Origin of the sequence: Microbulbifer rhizosphaerae (genome assembly GCF_014191725.1) — a bacterium.
Lineage (GTDB): Bacteria > Pseudomonadota > Gammaproteobacteria > Pseudomonadales > Cellvibrionaceae > Microbulbifer > Microbulbifer rhizosphaerae.
In genome coordinates this window covers 205,383-222,856 of record NZ_JACHWZ010000008.1, presented here as the reverse complement: position 1 = coordinate 222,856, position 17,474 = coordinate 205,383, and the positions used below count along the sequence as shown (strand labels likewise).

Annotated in this window: 11 protein-coding genes; 1 reads left to right on the top strand and 10 read right to left on the bottom strand. The window is 58.3% G+C overall.

Annotated elements, in window-relative coordinates; all coding sequences use genetic code 11:
- Positions 1-229: 229 nt before the first annotated feature.
- The 10 genes from FHS09_RS10320 to FHS09_RS10275 all read right to left on the bottom strand — a co-directional run bounded on the left by FHS09_RS10320 (position 230) and on the right by FHS09_RS10275 (position 15,707).
- Positions 230-4,543 carry an AAA domain-containing protein gene (locus tag FHS09_RS10320; protein ID WP_183459497.1) on the bottom strand — a complete coding sequence of 1,438 codons (4,314 nt, stop codon included), beginning with the start codon at positions 4,541-4,543 and terminating at the stop codon, positions 230-232.
- Between the two features lie 155 nt (positions 4,544-4,698).
- Entirely contained in the window at positions 4,699-5,340 is a 642-nt protein-coding gene (locus FHS09_RS10315; protein ID WP_183459495.1) for an OmpA/MotB family protein, read from the bottom strand.
- Complete coding sequence (locus FHS09_RS10310) at positions 5,337-6,146, bottom strand: MotA/TolQ/ExbB proton channel family protein (protein WP_183459493.1); 810 nt, start codon at positions 6,144-6,146, stop codon at positions 5,337-5,339. Before FHS09_RS10310 ends, FHS09_RS10315 begins: the two co-directional genes overlap by 4 nt.
- Positions 6,147-6,172: 26 nt before the next feature.
- Positions 6,173-7,255: a hypothetical protein gene (locus FHS09_RS10305; protein WP_183459491.1), complete on the bottom strand. Its 1,083-nt coding sequence runs from the start codon at positions 7,253-7,255 to the stop codon at positions 6,173-6,175.
- A gap of 413 nt (positions 7,256-7,668) precedes the next feature.
- Complete coding sequence (locus tag FHS09_RS10300; RefSeq protein WP_183459489.1) at positions 7,669-8,493, bottom strand: DeoR family transcriptional regulator; 825 nt, start codon at positions 8,491-8,493, stop codon at positions 7,669-7,671.
- 260 nt (positions 8,494-8,753) lie between these two features.
- Positions 8,754-9,398: a LutC/YkgG family protein gene (locus FHS09_RS10295; RefSeq protein WP_183459487.1), complete on the bottom strand. Its 645-nt coding sequence runs from the start codon at positions 9,396-9,398 to the stop codon at positions 8,754-8,756.
- 190 nt (positions 9,399-9,588) lie between these two features.
- Positions 9,589-11,049 (bottom strand): LutB/LldF family L-lactate oxidation iron-sulfur protein, encoded by a 1,461-nt coding sequence (locus FHS09_RS10290; protein WP_183459485.1) that lies wholly within the window; start codon positions 11,047-11,049, stop codon positions 9,589-9,591.
- Positions 11,042-11,860, bottom strand: coding sequence for a (Fe-S)-binding protein (locus FHS09_RS10285; RefSeq protein WP_183459483.1), 819 nt, complete (start codon positions 11,858-11,860; stop codon positions 11,042-11,044). The genes FHS09_RS10290 and FHS09_RS10285 overlap by 8 nt, the downstream gene beginning before the upstream one ends.
- Positions 11,861-12,255: 395 nt before the next feature.
- On the bottom strand, positions 12,256-13,548 hold the full coding sequence (rhaI, locus tag FHS09_RS10280; protein WP_183459481.1) for an L-rhamnose catabolism isomerase: 1,293 nt from the start codon (positions 13,546-13,548) through the stop codon (positions 12,256-12,258).
- Between the two features lie 44 nt (positions 13,549-13,592).
- Positions 13,593-15,707, bottom strand: coding sequence for a bifunctional rhamnulose-1-phosphate aldolase/short-chain dehydrogenase (locus FHS09_RS10275; protein WP_183459479.1), 2,115 nt, complete (start codon positions 15,705-15,707; stop codon positions 13,593-13,595).
- 363 nt (positions 15,708-16,070) lie between these two features.
- Here FHS09_RS10275 and FHS09_RS10270 point away from each other — a divergent pair, with 363 nt between their 5' ends.
- Entirely contained in the window at positions 16,071-17,474 is a 1,404-nt protein-coding gene (locus FHS09_RS10270) for an FGGY-family carbohydrate kinase (RefSeq protein WP_183459477.1), read from the top strand.

Genomic DNA, 17,474 nt, shown 5'->3' with positions numbered 1-17,474 from the left:
CAATTGGTAGTAATCGGCTGAATATTGAGCATTTGGAAATAAATTTCCGCTATTTTCAACAGATACAGATAGGTCGTACAGGTTGGCTTTATACTTTTATAAAGGTGCTTTTGATCATACTGGGGTCCTTAAAAATCAATAATTTAGGAGGTATTTTTCGTAGATGGATGCCGCTGAATTCAGCTGTTGGCATGTAGCGATACAGACAAATAACCTGGCGCTATTCGAATCAGGCAAGCTCCAACATTGGAGCCTCTGCGCTCTCACTCAGATCCATACTTTCCAGCTTGTGCAGCAGGGAACGGAAAGTCTGGCCGTTTTCGTCGATGGCTTCGTGGGGGAAAATAAAGACCGGCTCGATACGGGGTGAGACGCGCTTCAGCTGGAAGTAATAGTCTACCACCTTCTGGCCAACCTCGGCCTCACTGCCGAAACCGCTCAGGTCCACCAGGCCAATGACCTGGCTGGCGTTGCCGCGCGGGAAGGCGATCATGTCGACGACCCGGCCCGCGTCCCCGACGCGGATTTCGCTGCGAAAGTCGATCAGTTCCTCTTCGACGTTTTGCCGCGTTTCGCGGATGCTGCGCTGGCTCGATATGCCCAGGGTCAGTTTCAGCAGGGCGCCGAGCAGGGAGTCTTGCAGTGCACTGGTGTTGTGGTTCTTTGCCGTCCCGTCTTCTTCCTGTCGTTTGAGACTGCCCCACAGGTAGTTTGTGATATTGGTGCGGCTGTGCTCCAGTTGCTCGAAGTTGCGGTGCAGAAAATGGAAGGCTTTTTTCTTGGGGCGGCTCATGAGTACGTTGAGTTCGCCTTTGCGCTTGTCCGCATCATCGCCCTGCTTGAAGGCGCCCAGGTTGTAGCGGGTGATGTCCCAGAGATAGAAAATATAGTCCCTTTCCTTGCCCTGCAGGGCGGCGCCGGCACCATCCAGCACATCCTCGCCCCGCTTCAATTTGCGCAGGTAGGTGTCCTTGATTGCTTTGACGTAGGGCTCGTTCTTGAGCAGGAAGTAGCAGAGTGCCACGTCCGTTTCCATATTGATCTTTTTGCCGCTGCTCTTTTCGATCTGCTTGACCGTCTTCACCACATAGTCCATAAAGCGGTCGACCATGGCCGTCTCGATACCCTTGAACTTTCCGCTGGTCGCTTTCTTGGAGGTTTTCACTCCCTGCTCGCTGTAATCCACCGCCACCGCCGGGGGATGCTCCGGGAGCCTCCATTGCATGATGTTCAACTCGTTTCCGTACACGTAGCGGTTGGAGAACTCGATGATGTCCGCCGGGCAGCGGTAATGCTCGTCGAGTAGCACGGAGGCTTCCCGGATGGTCTTCACCAGCGCAAAGATATGGGAGCCACCGCTTTTGAATCCGCGGGCCTGGGTGGAGCGCAGGTGTTCGTCCAGCTCGTGATCCTTGAACAGGTAATCGTCGATCACCGAATCTTTCTGCAATACCGTCTGCTTGTCGTCGCCCACCACCAGCATTTTCTTTGCGCGGAACATCAGGGAGAGGGAGTCGTCCACTCGGCATTGGGTCGCTTCGTCCACGATCACCAGGTCGAAGCTCTGCTCCGTGCAGGGCAGGAGAAAGGATACCGCCTGCTTGCGTACCAGCCACACAGGAAAGGTGTCGCTCAGTTTCCGGCGCAGCTCTTCGAATACGGCGCCGCTCTCTTTTAGGGTACTGAACTGTTTCAGGTCATCCACCAGGGCCATGATGCTGGTGATCCTGTTGGTGCCCGCGCGTCGCTTTGCAGTGGTCGCCCCCGACACTATGCCGCGCAGTTTCTCTACCAGGCGCTCGCGCACGATCTTATCCTGCCGCCGGTAAAGATCACTCAGTTCCTCCAGGTCGCCCTGGATGGACGCTCCGCCCGCGCTGCCGATATCCACCCGGCGCTGCCCGCAGACACTGCGGTAAAGGCCCAGTGCGCGATTGGTTTCACCCAGGCGGATGGACTCGTGCAGTTCCCGCAGCAGGTTCAGCAGTTCCGCGGACCAGCTTTGTGCCTGTTCGAGCAGTTCGATCTGGTCCGCCACCATTTTGCGCAGTGTGCTGACATTCTTTTGCAGCGGCTGCCGGAAGAGCTGGCGGACTTTTTCGAGCAGGCGGCCCAGCCCGGTTCCCCGCCTGGCCAGGTGATTCTGCATCAGCTCGTGCAGGTGGCGGATGATCTCGTGGCGTGGATGGTCCCGGGTGATTGCCTCGAATTCCTCCAGGGTCTTTGGCTTGGCCTTCAGGAGTTGATCGAGGATCGGCAGGTCTTCTCTGAGTATCTGAACTTCGGCGTCGAAGTCGGCAGTCGGGCCCCTGGATCTGCCCGGAATCCTGAAGAAGTTGTAACACTCGGCCATACCAATACGCAGTTGGCAGCGATTCTCTACGAAGGCTTCAATGATCCTTCGCTGCGCGCCCTGCTTGTCGAGAATCAGACTCAGAAATTCCTGCAGGCTGTTCAGGTCGCCGTTGCTCCCGGTCTTCCCGAGTACACGCCGATCAAAGGGCACATGCTCGCCCACCTGGTCGAGCATGGTGGCGCTTATGCGGCTTTTCAGCTTGTCGATCCTGGCTCCCAGCTGGCGGATCTCCTTTTCCAGTTTCTCTCCCCTGGGCGCTGGCGCGGGTTCCGGCTCCTGCACTTTGAAAGTCCGCGATAACCCGCTGAGCAGGGTTTCCAGGCTTTGATCGCCGGTTTCCACCTTGTCCACCACCTTGATGGCGCTGAACAGCAGGTCCTTCCACTTGCGCTCGGCTGCGCTGCCCCGCTCGTCGCCAATCAGGTAGTCCTCCAGTTTCTCGACAAGCGCTTCGATCGCCGCCTGCTGGTCACTGACCACAAGGACTCTCTGCCCGCTGTTGATACAGTGCAGCACCAGGTTCATGATGGTGAAGGTCTTGCCGGTTCCAGGCGGCCCCTCGAGAAGCACCACGTCGTGGTGATTCAGTTTGTCCACCAGGTTGCGGGTGCTCTGGGGTAGCGGACCGGGCATCCAGGTCTGTGCTGCAAAGTCACCCGCGCCGGTTGTTGCCGGTGCCTGTTCCGGCGTCAGGAAGCGGCCCAGGAGGGAACTGTAAAAGCGTTTGCTTGAGCGGTGTGCCGCGGCGTTTATCTGGTCGAGATCCAGGTCCAGCGCCTGGTCGATGGGGTTCAACAGCCTGGGCGCACGGTAAAGGTAAACGCTCTGCAGGTCGCATTCGATGCCCTTCACATTCAGGTCCGCGAAAATGCCGCCCTTGCCGTTTTCGTCCCGGTAGCCGAAAAGAATTTCCCGGGTACGATCAAAAACCGCTTCCTTGACCGGAAGATAGCGGGAGACCCGGATACGGTCATTGAGGCGGTCCACGCTGATATCCTGGGCCAGCAGGGTCTTGAAGAAACGGTCCACCGGATCGATGCCGGCCCGGGTCTCGCTGAATTCTTCCACCAGATGGGCCAGGGCGAGGTAGTTCAGGTGAAATAGCCCGTCTTTCACGGACTCCAGGTAGACACCGCGTCCGGATTCGCGGATGCGCACCTTGCTGTAGTACAGGGGAAAGCGGAAGCTCCTGAGGGAGCGGTTGTAAGTGAAGAGCGCGTCGACGATTTCAAAGCCCACAAAAAACTCGGCGGCGCGATCGCTGATAAAGCGCTCCCTGAATTCACTGGCTTGTTCCGGGCTCAGTTCGAAGTAGAACTTGCCACTGTCGAAGGCCTTGATTTCGGTGGCCATCAGGGGTGCGGGGAATTGGGACAGAAGCGCTCCGCCCTTCTGGCTTTTTTCCGACTCCCCATCCGGGTCCTTTGAGCTGCTTGTAAGTGCGACTCGGCTACCGTCAAAAATTTCCTCGTAGTCGACCCTGATGTCTTTCTCGTTGAAGCGCTCACCCAGCTTGGGTTTGTAAAGACTGGCTTGCGCCTTGCGTTTGGGCGCGGCTTTTCCGGGCTGCTGTTTTGACTGCTCCTTGTCCTGCTCTTTCAGCTCTTCCGCCACGACCTTCTGCGCGAGACTGGGTGTGTAGCGTTCAATGGACTGGAGGACGTCCTTGCGGAGAATCAGGTCGCTGGTAATGCTCTTACTGCCTTTTGCGAAGCTGAACTGGAACAGCTTGTGGTAGGCGATGATCTCCTCCAGTACGTCGTTGGGATGCTGGAGCCTGTCGCTGTAAAGGAGCTTATCGAGTACCTGGAGACTGCTGCGGCTGACGGTTATATAGCCGGAGGACCCCTCCCGCTCTTCGATATCCTGGATGATCAGGTTTTCGATGTCGGACGCGGAAGATCTGAAATAGTAATAGTCGCGATTGAGGAAGCTTACCGAGCTTTCGAAGGGCAGGGGGCTTGGTTTGCTGATCTCTTCGTTGAGGATATTGCGGATACAGGCGCGAAAGCGACCGAATACAAAACGCGGGACAAAAATCTTTCGTCCCTCGGCGGTGTTTTCCAGCGCGTAAACCTGGAGGCCGTGGTCGTTCTTGAAACGCTCGATGCGGAACACATTGCGCCGGTCCGCGCGTTTGGTGAGCTTCAGTTCGGTGCCTTGCCGCCGTAATGCCGGTATAGCCATGTTACCTTCTACTTTTACATTGTTAGCGGGTAACTACTCACGCCGTGACGCAGATTTTCCCTGTAGGAGCGGCCGTTGGCCGCGATCGATGTCTGGTGAGATCCAATGGTTGATCGCGGCCAACGGCCGCTCCTACAGGGGCTGAGTAGTTACCGTTAGCGGATTAACAGGGATACCCTGCGATTGCGCGCCCGCGCCTCTGCCAGTGCCGCACCGCTTATACCTGTCACATCCACCACCGGCCGCGTATCCGCATAGCCTACCGCGCGCAGGCGCTGGGACGAAAAGCCCATGGAGAGAAGGTGAAGAATCACGCTGCTCGCCCGCTTGCCACTGAGGCTCCAGTTGGTCTCTGTTTCCCCGTCAATCACCCGGTAGTAGGGCACGTCGTCGCTGTGCCCCTCGATGTCCACTTGGTAGTCGGTCTGGTGAATCTCGTCCAACAGGGGCTCCAGGGAATCCAGGGCGCGGCTTTTGATCACGGCACTGCCCGGCGCGAACAGGGCGGCGGTATCCAGGTTCACCCTGACACCGTCTTTCGCCAGTTCGACGGAGGCGCCGGGGACGCCGGGGGATTCCTCAACGATGACCCGCAGCGATTCGGCCAGTTCCACCAGGGTATCGTCGGTGCTCCCGGTCATTACGCTGCGAAGTCTTTCAAAGGAACCCACGTCCACCTTGCTCATGGACAGGAGCATGACAAAGAAGACGCACAGAATCACCATCAGGTCGCCGAAACTGATGTAAAAGGAATCGAGCCCCTCTTCGTCCTGCCCGGTCAGCTGCTCCAGCTTCATGTCTCGTCGACTTTCCTGTTCATTTTGGTCATGTCCAACAGGCGATCTTCCCGGCGGATCAGCACGCTGATCCGGTTCATGAGCAGCTTGTGGGTTTCCACGTAAATACTGTTGTGATGTTCCAGCCGGCCGGCGAGCGGCGTGAAAACCAGTGAACCCAGCACCGAGCCGAAAGCGGTGGTCATCAGGGCCAGGGACATGGCCGGACCGATGCTGGCGGGATCGTCCAGGGACTGCAGCACCTCGATCAGGCCGATGACGGTACCCAGCAGGCCGAGCGCCGGTGCGACCTTGGCCCCTTTGTTGAGCAGCGCCGCGGCGGTTTTACGGCCCATAAAAATAGTGGCGATCCGGTTGCCGACAAAATCCTCGATCTCCTCATAGAAGAGCTTTTGCCGGATCATGTAGATGATGTCGTTGAGCAGCTCGCCGGTGATTTCCTTGCCCTCCCGCAGATCCATGATGCTGCGGGATTTGATGATGGTTTCATCCAGCTCCTCAATGGTCGGGTTCAGGTGCTTGACCGGATTGGCAAAGAAGGAGCGCAATACCAGGATGATGGTTTTCACCAGTGTTTCCAGATCGAACTGGAAGAGGAGAACACCGAGAGTGCCGCCCACCACAAAAAAGAAGCTGCGGAAATCGTTGAAGAGAATAAGTTCCTGGGAATCGGTGCCCGCGCCGAGATCCATGCCCACTGCATTGAACAGCACAGCCACCAAGAGGCCGACGCTGAACACTACGGTGATGGGATCAAAGCGCTTCTTCGATACGGTCAGGTATTCTTTGTTGAGCAGACTGTTCACGGATTTTCCCGATTCATGGCTGGAATTTAATCGTCGGTCACGGCGACCAGCTGGTTGCGGCCTATGTCACCGACGACAAACTGTTCAAGTACGCGGACAAGAAAATCGCCCGGTTGTAACTCGCTGAGCACGGAGAAGTGCACCACATGGCCTTCGCTCATGGATACCAGCACCTTCATGCCTCGCCGCAGGCTCTTGATGGTATCCGCTTCCAGGTCATTGACGGCCTTTACCTGGAGTTCATTGCGCCGGGAATCCCTGGCCTTGAATGCGTCACCTTCCACGTAAAGCAGCTCCGCTGTCCGCCGCTCCACATCGGATGCCACCTGGTTGTCCAGAAAGATGATACCGAGCGGTACATCCTGCTCTTCATCGAAAATGGCCAGGCAGCGGGCCTGGAATTGGGGGACCCGGTCCAACAGGTGGGTGGGAACGTCAAATACCTTGCGCTGGCTGCTCAGTTTCACGGTGCGGCGCTTCAGGTCCACCTGTTCCACTTTGCAGATGCGCACGTTGTCCGGCAGCACCTTCTGGGAGTCCAGCGCTCGCGATGCCCGGCTCAGTGACTTCTGCTCCCTGTTCAGTTGGAGGGTCAGCGCGCTGACCTGTTCCTGCAATTCCTTGTTTTTCCGTTTGAGTTCAGCCGCTTCGCTTTTTAAGTCCTTGAGCTTTTTCAGTTCCGGATCGGGCCGCCAGGTCTCGTTTCCGCTCTGGGACTCGTATTTGGAAATCTCGTCGTAAAAGCTTTGCAGGATCGCGCCGATCCTGTTTTTTTGCGGAAGCTCGAAGCGGATGCAGGCGTTGTACTCGCTGACCTTGAGGATCGAGCCCGCGCGACTGGTGGCGGTTTTGGCATAGGCAGCAAAAGCGAAGCTATCGAGGCAGGCGAGCATGTTTTCCAGGTTGGGAACAAAGCCGTGGGCGTCTAGCACCGTCTTGATGGTGCTGACCGGGTCGTCGAACAGAACCTTATCCATGGTGACATAAAAGAACTTGCCGTCCTGGTCGTAACCGGCGGCGGAAAGGTCTTTGTTCAGGGAAGCCTTGGAGAACTCCGCTTCGCCTTTTTCGGCGATTACCTTTGGCTGCGTTTTGTCGAAGATTGCCACTTGCCACTACCCCAGGATTCCGGCGGCGGAAACGCTTGTTTTAGTGTTTACCAGCGCTGTCGCACCGATGTTTTCGCGTTTGGCCGAGTATATACGATTTGGGGTTGAAGGATATGAACGCAGTATTGCCCGGGCAGGATTGGCTACTGCCAGGGCGATAGAATCAGGGTAAACGTGAAGCAGTTCACACTGGGCAGTCTGGTCCAGGAGCGTCGCCGTTTACTATTGCGGGAAAAACATACAGCAAATGCCGCTTGGTCGTGCACTGTGTCTGTTGTGGGAGCCTGCCCAGCAGGCGAAAAGACGGTGCTAAATGGCAACGTTATTATTCGCCAGCAGGGCTGGCTCCCACAGGGTGCGGTTCATGACTCAATAGCACTAAGGCTGGTTCCGCGAACTCCGAAACCTGAGTTTTAGATAGCAGCTTCGTTAGCTTCCGCTCCGGCCCTGGCTGGCGCCTCCACAGTCACAATCCTGATGCCCTGAGCTTCGAACATACGAAGCATATCCTGGTCGGCCTGGCTGTCGGTAATCAGCACGTCAACGTCGGCAAGGGTACTGAAAATAAAATTGCTGCGTTTCCCCAGTTTGGAGCTGTCCGCCAGAATAATCAGTTGATCGGCCTGTTTCCTGAGTTTTTGTTCCGCGCGAATCAGCAGGGGGTCGGATTCCATAACACCAAATTCACCAATACCCGGTGTTCCCATAAACATCTTGCTGCCGTGGTAATACTGAATGGTGTCGTTTTCAAAGGCGCTCAGGATAATGCCCTGTTTGCGGTAGATCTCTCCACCGGGAAGGGTGATCTGATTGTCGCTGTTCTCTGAAAGCTCTTGCGCCAGAACGAAAGAGTTGGTGAGGATATTGAGCTGCCGGCTGACCAGAAATTCCCCCATCATATAGGTGGAACTGCCTCCATTAATGATAATGGATTCACCGTCCTCGCAGAGTTCAACGGCTTTGCGGGCGATCAGCCGTTTGACGTCAGTCTGTTTCTTTTTATCAACCAGAAACGCCGAACCCGTCAGGTGCGGCCGCCTCAGTTTTTTATCGCCCAACGGCAGCGCTTCAGCACCGCCGCGGATTTTCTTCAGCTGCCCCTCCTGCGCCATCTTGGTGAGATCCCGGCGGATGGTGGCTTCCGAGGCGCTCAGCTGGGTCGACAGGCTGCGCACGCTGGCAAACTGCTGCTCGTCGAGGATATCGAGAATCAACTGGTGGCGTTGTTTTTCCAACACGGGATTTACCTGTTTTTGGGGGGCTCTGGTCAATGTGTCACCTATTTTATCCATATCTAACCATATCTGCAGTAGGTTGAACGCATATTAGCCAATAAAGGGGCAAAATAATGCCAGTTTGATGAAATATGACGAGAAATGATGGATTCGTTGGCTTGAGCGAGCAAATTGGGGCATTCCGCGAGCGAAAAAATCGTCCATGTTTTGCGGCAGGGAGGGCCATAAGTTCCTTCAAGCCGGTCGCCAAGAGGATCATGGACTTAATCAACGATGACATAGTCAGTCCATTTCGGGCCATGGGCGCCGATCTGAATCTGTTGTTCGACGTCCGCCGTACGGGACGGGCCGGTAATAAGGTTGACGGTGCGGGGGATACGGCCACTGAATCGCTGACGCAATCGGTCCCAGACCTCCTCCTGGTAGGCGACGATATCCGCGCGATCCAGAACCACAATCAGGCGCTGTACCAGAAACAGCGAACTGCTGGGGCAGTCCCGGCTGACGGAGACGACGGTTCCCGTTTCGGCAATGCCGGCGCAGCCCCAAGCCAGGCCCCAGTCGGTTGCCTGGCGAACCTGGTCGAGCGTTTCAATGGCTGTCCACTGCAAGCCTGTGTCGGCGAATTGCGGGGCCACAACTACGCTGGGCGTTTGCCCCAGTTCTGCCGCCCGCGTCGCCACCCAGCCGGGCAGTTCCTCCAGCGTCTCGATGCGATGCATCTCAGCGCCATTGTCAGCGGCAGCGCGGCTGAAGGCTTCAACCGTTCCGGCGGATAGGGGCGGTTGCACAGGCGAAGGCACCTGTTGCGTCAGGTTCGCAAAGGCTTCGTCAATATCCGTCGGCGTGCCCCGTTTATTCAGGGCCTGGCGGATGCGTGAGAGGATTGCCGTGCGGCAACTGCTCATTGTTATTCCTTTCGTTATGGCCCCAGCAATGTGGCAGCCTGCTTGTGACCGCCATGGACGGCGGAATGCCGCCCAGCGGAATGCCGCCCAGCGGAGTGCCGCCCAGCGGAGTGCCGCCCAGCGGAAATGCAGGTTTTGCGGGAGCAAAAAAAAACTGCAAGGCGAAAGCGGTGTTGCTACCGGCACCGTATTAATCGCCTGCGGGGCAGGCTCCCACAGGGGGTTGTGCCTTGCCGTTGCGGCGCCATTGGGACTGAAAGCTGCCTCCCTGGGGCGCGGGGAAATCCCGGTGCGCCGTCCAGCCGCCGAGCAGCGGCAGCTTGCTGAAGCGGCCTCGTCTGGCCCCCAGCGCGGCGGCGAGCTTCGTGCCGATACTGGTCAGGGCGCGGTATAGCCGCGGCGACGCGGCGAGCGCGCAAAAAACTTTGGTGATCCAGTATCCGGCCCCCTTGAATCGCGCTTCCTGCTGTTCCCGATTGCGCAGCTTGCGCATCAGGTCGGGAAGGGGAATCTTGACCGGGCATACGGATTCACAGCGCCCGCAGAAGGTGCTGGCATTGGGCAGCTGGTAATCGCCATCGCGGTGGCGGAGCAGCGGTGTCAGAACGGCACCCATGGGCCCCGGGTAGACGCTGTCGTAAGTGTGGCCGCCGACGGCCTGATAGACCGGGCAATGGTTCATACAGGCACCGCAGCGAATGCAGTGGAGCATCTCCTGGTACTCGCTGCCTAACAACTGGCTGCGGCGGTTGTCGAGCAACACCACATGAAAAGCTTCCGGCCCGTCTTTGTCGGTGTCGCCCCTGGCGCCGGTAAAGAAGGAGGTGTATGTGGTGGTCTGCTGGCCGGTGGCGCTGCGGGCGAGTACCCGCAAAATTGCACTGGCATCCTCCCAGGTGGGCACCACTCTGTCGATGGTGGTGGTGACGATATGGGCCCGGGGCAGGGTGGCGGTGAGGTCGCCGTTGCCTTCGTTGGTGGCGATGGCGACGGTACCGGTTTCGGCGATCAGCAGGTTGGCCCCGGTGATGCCGATATCGGCCCTGAGAAATCGGTCGCGGATGACCTGTCGTGCCTCGTCGACGATGGCTTCGACGGCGCTCAGGTCCCGCTCCCCCAGGGCGTGGTGATGCAGAAACAGATCCTGTATCTGGGCCCGCGTCTTGTGCAACGCCGGGGCGACGATATGGCTGGGCGGTTCCTTGGCCAGTTGCAGAATGTATTCGCCCAGATCCGTTTCGAAGGGGGTGATGCCGGCTTTTTCCAGGGCCTCGTTGAGGTAGACCTCTTCGCCCACCATGGACTTGCCTTTGGTCACCCGCGTGGCGCTGTGTCGCGCGCATAGTTGCAGGACGATTTCCCGCATCTGCGCCGGTGTTTCGGCCCAGTGTACCTGGCCGCCGGCTTCGGTAACCTTCTTCTCAAAGTGCAGCAGGTAGATATCCAGGTCCTGCAGGGCCTTCTGCCGCACCGCGCGGGCGCGATCGCGCATGGCTTCGAAATTGGGAACCCGCGTCACCGCCGCGGAGCGTTTGTCGACAAAACCGCGCCCGGCCTTGGCCAGTGCCTGCTGCAGGTGGGAATCGGCGAGTGCATCAGCGGCGCGATAGATAAAATCCTTGTTTGGCACGTAGGGTTGCACGCTACTCATGGGGTATTTGCGCCTCTGCGCCTTCGCCGATGGCCGGAGCGTCGAGATCGCCCGCCAACACTTCCGCCACATGGCGCACCTGCACCTTGGAGAGCTGGGGGCTTTCGTTTTGCTGCCGCTGGATTTTGCCGGCGATATTCAGCAGGCAGGAAAGATCACCGCCCAGCAGCAGATCGGCGCCCGCATCGCGGGCATTGTCCACCTTGTCGGCCACCATGCGGTTGGAGACGGCCGGGAACTTGACGCAAAAGGTACCGCCGAATCCACAGCAGGCTTCGGTATCGCGCATTTCCGTGACGTCGACCCCGGCGCACTGCTTGAGCAGCTGGCGGGGCTGGTCGCGGATATTGAGTTCGCGCAGGCCCGCGCAGCTGTCGTGGTAGGTGATATTGCGCTGTGCCAGATTGCAGTTGGGGGCCGCCGGTCGATAGTCGATTACCTCTGCCAGGAAGGTGGTCAGTTCATAGACTTTGCTGCAGAAGCGGTTAACCCGATCGAAACGGGGATCATCGCGAAACAGCGCAGGGTAATGAAGCCGGATCATGCCGCTGCAGGACCCTGAGGGGAGCACAATATAGTCGAAGGGTTCGAAATCTTTGACGATGCGCCAGGCAAGTTTTCGGGTCGCGTCCGGGTCGCCATTATTGAACGCGACCTGGCCGCAGCAACTCTGCGGCGGCACGCTGACGCGACAACCGGCCTGCTCCAGCAATTTGGCGGTGGCGAAGCCGACACTGGGGCGAAGCAGGTCCACGGGACAGGTGGCGAAAAGGCCCACATGGAGGGGGGTGCCCGGTAATGCAGTGTTCATACTTTTTGCTCTCGTTAAAACGCTGCCTATTAGCATTTGCTGCCCGATGATGGTTTCTCAATCGGGGGACATCCCCAGTTGCCAGTAAGAGAGGCCGGGGCGGCCCTGCTACCGGGATTCGTTTGCGGGACACGGGCTAGGCGCCCCCCCTCAATACGTCCCTGCACGCTCGGCGGCGGCCGTCCATGGCCGCCGACGGTCCCGCAAACGAATCCCGGTATCAGGCCTTCGCCTCAAACTCCGGTATTCTTTTCCGAGTCCCGAGTCCCGAGTCCCGAGTCCCGAGTCCCGAGTTCCGAGTTCCGAGTTCCGAGTTCCGAGTTCCGAGAGCTGAGTCGTTACGCCGAAAGTTAAAAAAAGCGCCGGCAAACCGGCGCAGATGAGGAGAAGAAAATCTAGACAATACCGGAACTGCTGCCACCCGAAGCGGGCCGTTTTTTACCGGTTTCCGCGCGGTAGCCGGAGGCCCTGTAAACAGCGATCGGATCTATGGCGCCTTTGCCGCGCAGACGCGCCATCGCCAGGATCGGCGATACGTCGATATTGAAGGCGGCTTTCAGGGTGTTGCTGGCCATCAACGCGTCGTTGTTTTCCTGATAGCTGTTCAAGGCCTCGCGATCGACCACCAGGGCCTTGATATAGGAGCGCTGCACTTCGACCGCGGAATTGATCAGGCTTTCAATCGGGTCGGTCACGTTGTGCGACTGATCCAGCATATAGTCGGGCCCAAAGCCGTCCTGCTGGCGGTATTCGGCATCCACCAGTTCGTTGAAAATCAGGAACTGCTGGTAGGGGTGCAGCGAACCGCTGTCCAGGTCATCGTCGCCGTACTTGCTGTCGTTGAAGTGAAAGCCACCGAGCTTTTTGAACTGAATCAGGCGCGAGACGATCATTTCGATATTGACGTTGGGGGCGTGGTGGCCGAGATCCACCAGCGATTTGCATTTGTCCCCCAGTTCCATGGCGGCGAGAATATTGCTGCCCCAATCCTGGATCACTGTGGAGTAGAAGGCGGGCTCGAACATCTTGTGTTCGATATGCATTTCCCAGTCGTCCGGCAGGGCGCTGTAGATGGTGCGCGCACTGTCCAGGTAGCGCTCGAAGGCGCGCTGGAAATGCTGCTGGCCGGGGTGGTTGGAGCCGTCCCCGACCCACACTGTCAGGGCCTTAGAATCCAGTTGCCGGCCCCACTCGATACACGCCAGGTTGTGGGCGACGGCCTGTTCGCGCACAGCCTCCGCGGTGTGGCTGAGGCTGCCGTATTTGTAGGAATGCGTTTGGCCGGGCTGGTCCTGGAAGGTATTGGAGTTGACCGAGCCCCAGCCCATGCCGTAGCTGTCGGCGTACTGCTTCAGTTCGGAGAAGTCCTCCACCTGGTCCCAGGGGAAGTGCGGTGAGATCAGCGGGGTGCAGCCGGAGAGCTGGTGAATCACCGCGCAGTCCTCGACCTTTTCAAAGATATTGCGTGGCTCGCCCACGCCGGGAAAACGGGCGAAGCGGGTGCCGCCGGTGCCGGCGCCCCAGGAGGGCACGGCCAGTTCAAAGGCCTGGGCACGGGCCGTAAGCTGCTCTATGTCCAGGCCCGTGCGGGACAGTTTCTCGCCGAGGGCGTCGTAGTCTTTATGCAGGTCGCGGGCGAGCTTCTCATTCTGCTCAGCGATCAGGGCTGATGGGATAGCTTCTTTCATTATTGTCTTCCCTCTACTGTTTTCTCTCTTTTGGGGCGACAGGCTCAGCGGGTAAACGACGGCGCGTGCCCCGCGTCCACATTGATTATATTGCCGGTGGACTTGGCCGACAGGTCGGAAGCCAGGAAGTATACGGCCTCGGCGATATCTTCCGGCAGGACGTCGCGCTTGAGCAGGCTGCGCTCGCGGTAGTGCCCCTCGAGATCATCTTCTTCCATTTGATAAGCTGCGGCACGTTCTTCCCGCCACTTGCCAGTCCATATCTTGGAGCCGCGCAGCACCGCATCCGGGTTGACCACATTGCAGCGAATACCCAGCGGTGCGCCTTCCAGGGCGACGCCGCGCGCCAGTTGGAGTTCCGCTGCCTTGGCAGTGCAGTAGGCGGAGGCATTGGGCGAGGCCACCAGCCCGTTCTTGCTGGCCACGAATACCATGGCGCCGCCGGTGTGCTGCGCTTTCATCAGCTTGAAGCCTTCCCGACTGACCAGGAAGTAGCCCGTCGCCAGAATACTGATATTCCGATTCCACAATTCCAGGCTGGTTTCATCCAGTGCGGCGGAACTGGCGATACCGGCGTTGGAGACCAGGATATCCAGTCCGCCAAAGGCGAGTGATGTGGCGGCCATGGCATCTGCGACCGCCGCTTCGCTAGTCACATCGCAGTGCGTCCCGCGCACTACGTCCGGGCCGTAGACCGCCGAGAGCTCGACGACGGCGGTATCCAATGCCTCCCGGTCGATATCGGCCAGCACCACACAGGCGCCTTCGTGCAGCATGCGCACGGCACTGGCTTTGCCGATGCCGCCGGCACCACCGGTAATGAAGGCGACGCGACCAGCCAGTGACTTGGGTTTGGGCATGCGCTGCAATTTCGCTTCTTCGAGTAACCAGTACTCGATATCAAACGCTTCCTGCTCGTCCAGGCCAACATATTCGCCGACGCCGTTGGCTTCGCGCATCACGTTGATGGCGTTGATATAGAACTCGCCGGCGATGCGGGCGGTGGCCTTGTCCTTGGCGAAGGTGATCATGCCTACGCCGGGGATCAGGTAGACCACGGCATTGGGGTCGCGCATGGCCGGGCTGGTGTCGCGTTTGCAGCGCTGATAATAAGCGGTGTAATCCTCGCGATAAGCCGCCAACTGCTGATCCAGTTGTTCCACGCAACGCGCCAGCTCGCTGTCCAGGTCGGCGCCGGTGGGATCGAAGTCGATAACCAGGGGGCGTATTTTGGTGCGCAGGAAATGATCGGGACAGGAAGTGCCCAGGGCCGCCAGGGTTGTCAGTTCACGGGAGTTCACAAACTGCAGGATGGTGGCGGAATCATCGAAGTGACCGATTTTGCGCTGTGCATTGGTGATCTTGCCGCGAATCAGGGGCATCAGCCTGGCGGCCACGGACTTGCGTTTCTCTGTATCGAGAGGGGGGGCATCAAGAGGGGCGTCATAGCGGCTCCCGCCGAACGCCTCATTTGTATTGTTGTCCGCCAGCCAATCGGCGGCCCGCTGGATAATGTCCAGGGTGTTGAGGTAACAGTCTTTGGACGTGGGCCCCCAGGTAAAAATGCCGTGGCCTTCGAGGACTATGCCTTTCAGGTGCGAATTGCCGGCCGCCATTTTTTCCAGTTTCAGGCCCAGATCGTAGCCGGGACGCTGCCAGGGCAGCCAGCCCATATCGCCGCCAAAGATCATCTCCGTCAGCTCCCTGCTGTTTTTCGTGCAGGCGACGGCGATAGCCGCATCCGGGTGCATATGGTCAACATGGGGATGAGGTATATAGGCGTGCAGGGGGGTGTCGATACTGGCTGCGCGGGGATTCAGGTTAAAGGTGCAGTGGGGCAGGTATCCCACCATCTCGTCTTCATGTTCGAGGCCCCGGTAAAGGTCTTTCAGCTGTTGCAGCTTATCCATATACAGCGTGGAAAAACCGTCCAGTTCGATAGAGCCCAGATCGCCGCCGGACCCCTTGACCCAGAGCACCTGGGTCTCTTCGCCGGTCAACGGATCGCGCATAAAGATCTTGGCGGATGTATTGCCGCCACCGTAGTTGGTGATGCGCAGATCGGATCCCAGAAGGTTGGAGCGATACTTCAGTTGTTCGGGTTCGCTCAGGCGAGATGCTATCTGGTCATCCCAAAGGTTTTGAAGGGGTGAGGTCATCTAAATCCACTCTATCTGACTAATTTGAACGGCTGCGATGCGCAAAGGGACATATAGGCTTTTTGTTGATTGATAATGATTGTATGTGATTGTTTTGATGTGGTCAAACACGAGTTTTGATGCTTTATGATTAAAATATTGCAAAACAGATCACCGGTACTTTATATTGATCGAGGTGAGGCCGAGTGCCGCGAGTGACTTCACCTGGACAGGCAAAGCCACGGCGTCACCGTTAGAGGCTGTTTTAAAGTCTTCTCATAAGGCTGCCAGACGGGCTATCCCGCCCCGTCGCGCTCAAATTCGAGACTTTAAGCAGAGGCTCTTACACACAATGCGCTGACTATCGAATGAGAATGGCTGCCAATGAGTTACAAGCTGGTTCTGGATGTGGGGAAAACCCACGTCAAACTTCATCTTCTCAATAATGCCGGGGAGTCGGTTTTTTCCCGGCAGACCGACAACCGGGTATTGAGTGGTGCGCCCTATCCCCATTTCGATATCGAGGGTCTTTGGCAGTGGATGCTGAGGGGAATCGGTGAGGCGGCGCAGGAGTATTTGATTTCGGCCGTCAGCATCACCACTCACGGCGCGGCGGCTGCACTGATCAACCGCCATGGGGAAGAGGCGGGTTTGGTATTGCCCGTCCTGGACTACGAATATACCGGTATCGAAAGCTGTAATCCCCGCTACGACCGCTTGCGCCCCGAATTTTCCGAGACTTATTCCCCGGCTCTGCCGGCCGGCCTGAACCTGGGACGTCAACTCTATTGGCAGCGGCAACTGTATCCCGAAGCATTCGCGCGGGCGACGGATATCCTTATGTATCCGCAATACTGGGCTTGGCGATTAACGGGGCAGTGCTGTTCGGAAGTAACGTCACTGGGATGCCATACGGATCTCTGGTCGCCGGCAACGGCTGATTTCTCTTCGCTGGTGGAAAACCTGCGATGGCGGCACCTGTTCCCCCGGGTGGTGCCGGCGTGGACCCAGCTTGGATGTATCAGGCCGGAGATCGGGAAGCTGACCGGGCTCCCGGATTCCTGTCGCGTATTCGCCGGTGTTCACGACAGCAACGCCAGTTTTTTGCGTTACCGCGCCACCTGTGCCGATAAGCCTTTCACGGTAATTTCCACCGGAACCTGGTCGATCCTGATGGTGTCGGGTACGCCGCTGGAGGGGTTGAAAGCCGGTCGCGATATGTTGGCCAACGTGGATGTCACCGGACAACCGGTGGCCTGCGCGCGTTTTATGGGCGGGCGGGAATATGCGGCTGTCTGCAAGCGGGCGGGAGCGGCAATCGATGAGCAATACGGCGAAACTGAACTGCAGAAACTGATCGATGCGGGCACCATGGCCTTGCCGGATTTCAGCGGCGGCAGTGGCCCTTTCCCGGGCCGGGATGGCAGGCTTGAAGGCGTTGTTCCCACTGGCTGCGGGGCCGCGCTGGCCTCGCTGTACTGCGCCCTGATGCTGGATTACCTGCTGGATCTGCTCGGTGCGCGGGGCGATATTTTCGTTGAGGGCGCTTTTCTCAAAAACCCCATTCTGTGCGCATTGCTGGCGCAGTTGCGGGGCCATCAGCAAGTCTGGCTGTCCGCGGATGACACGGGCACGGTGCAGGGGTGCGCATCTCTGGTGGACTGGGTTGGGGGCGTCAACAGACCATTGGCGCAAAGCGGTGGGGCGACACGCCTGAAAAAATTTGAACATTATAAGCAGCGATGGCGCAGGACTCTGGAGCTCGAGGCGGTGTCGGTAGCCGGTTGA

Excerpts from the sequence above, each read along its gene's own strand:
- FHS09_RS10295 (WP_183459487.1), bottom strand. The coding sequence starts at position 9,398 with ATGAGCAGTTGCCGCACGGCAATCCTCTCACGCATCCGCCAGGCCCTG.
- FHS09_RS10290 (WP_183459485.1), bottom strand. The coding sequence starts at position 11,049 with ATGAGTAGCGTGCAACCCTACGTGCCAAACAAGGATTTTATCTATCGC.
- FHS09_RS10315 (WP_183459495.1), bottom strand. The coding sequence starts at position 5,340 with ATGAAGCTGGAGCAGCTGACCGGGCAGGACGAAGAGGGGCTCGATTCC.
- FHS09_RS10320 (WP_183459497.1), bottom strand. The coding sequence starts at position 4,543 with ATGGCTATACCGGCATTACGGCGGCAAGGCACCGAACTGAAGCTCACC.
- rhaI (WP_183459481.1), bottom strand. The coding sequence starts at position 13,548 with ATGAAAGAAGCTATCCCATCAGCCCTGATCGCTGAGCAGAATGAGAAG.
- FHS09_RS10275 (WP_183459479.1), bottom strand. The coding sequence starts at position 15,707 with ATGACCTCACCCCTTCAAAACCTTTGGGATGACCAGATAGCATCTCGC.
- FHS09_RS10270 (WP_183459477.1), top strand. The coding sequence starts at position 16,071 with ATGAGTTACAAGCTGGTTCTGGATGTGGGGAAAACCCACGTCAAACTT.
- FHS09_RS10285 (WP_183459483.1), bottom strand. The coding sequence starts at position 11,860 with ATGAACACTGCATTACCGGGCACCCCCCTCCATGTGGGCCTTTTCGCC.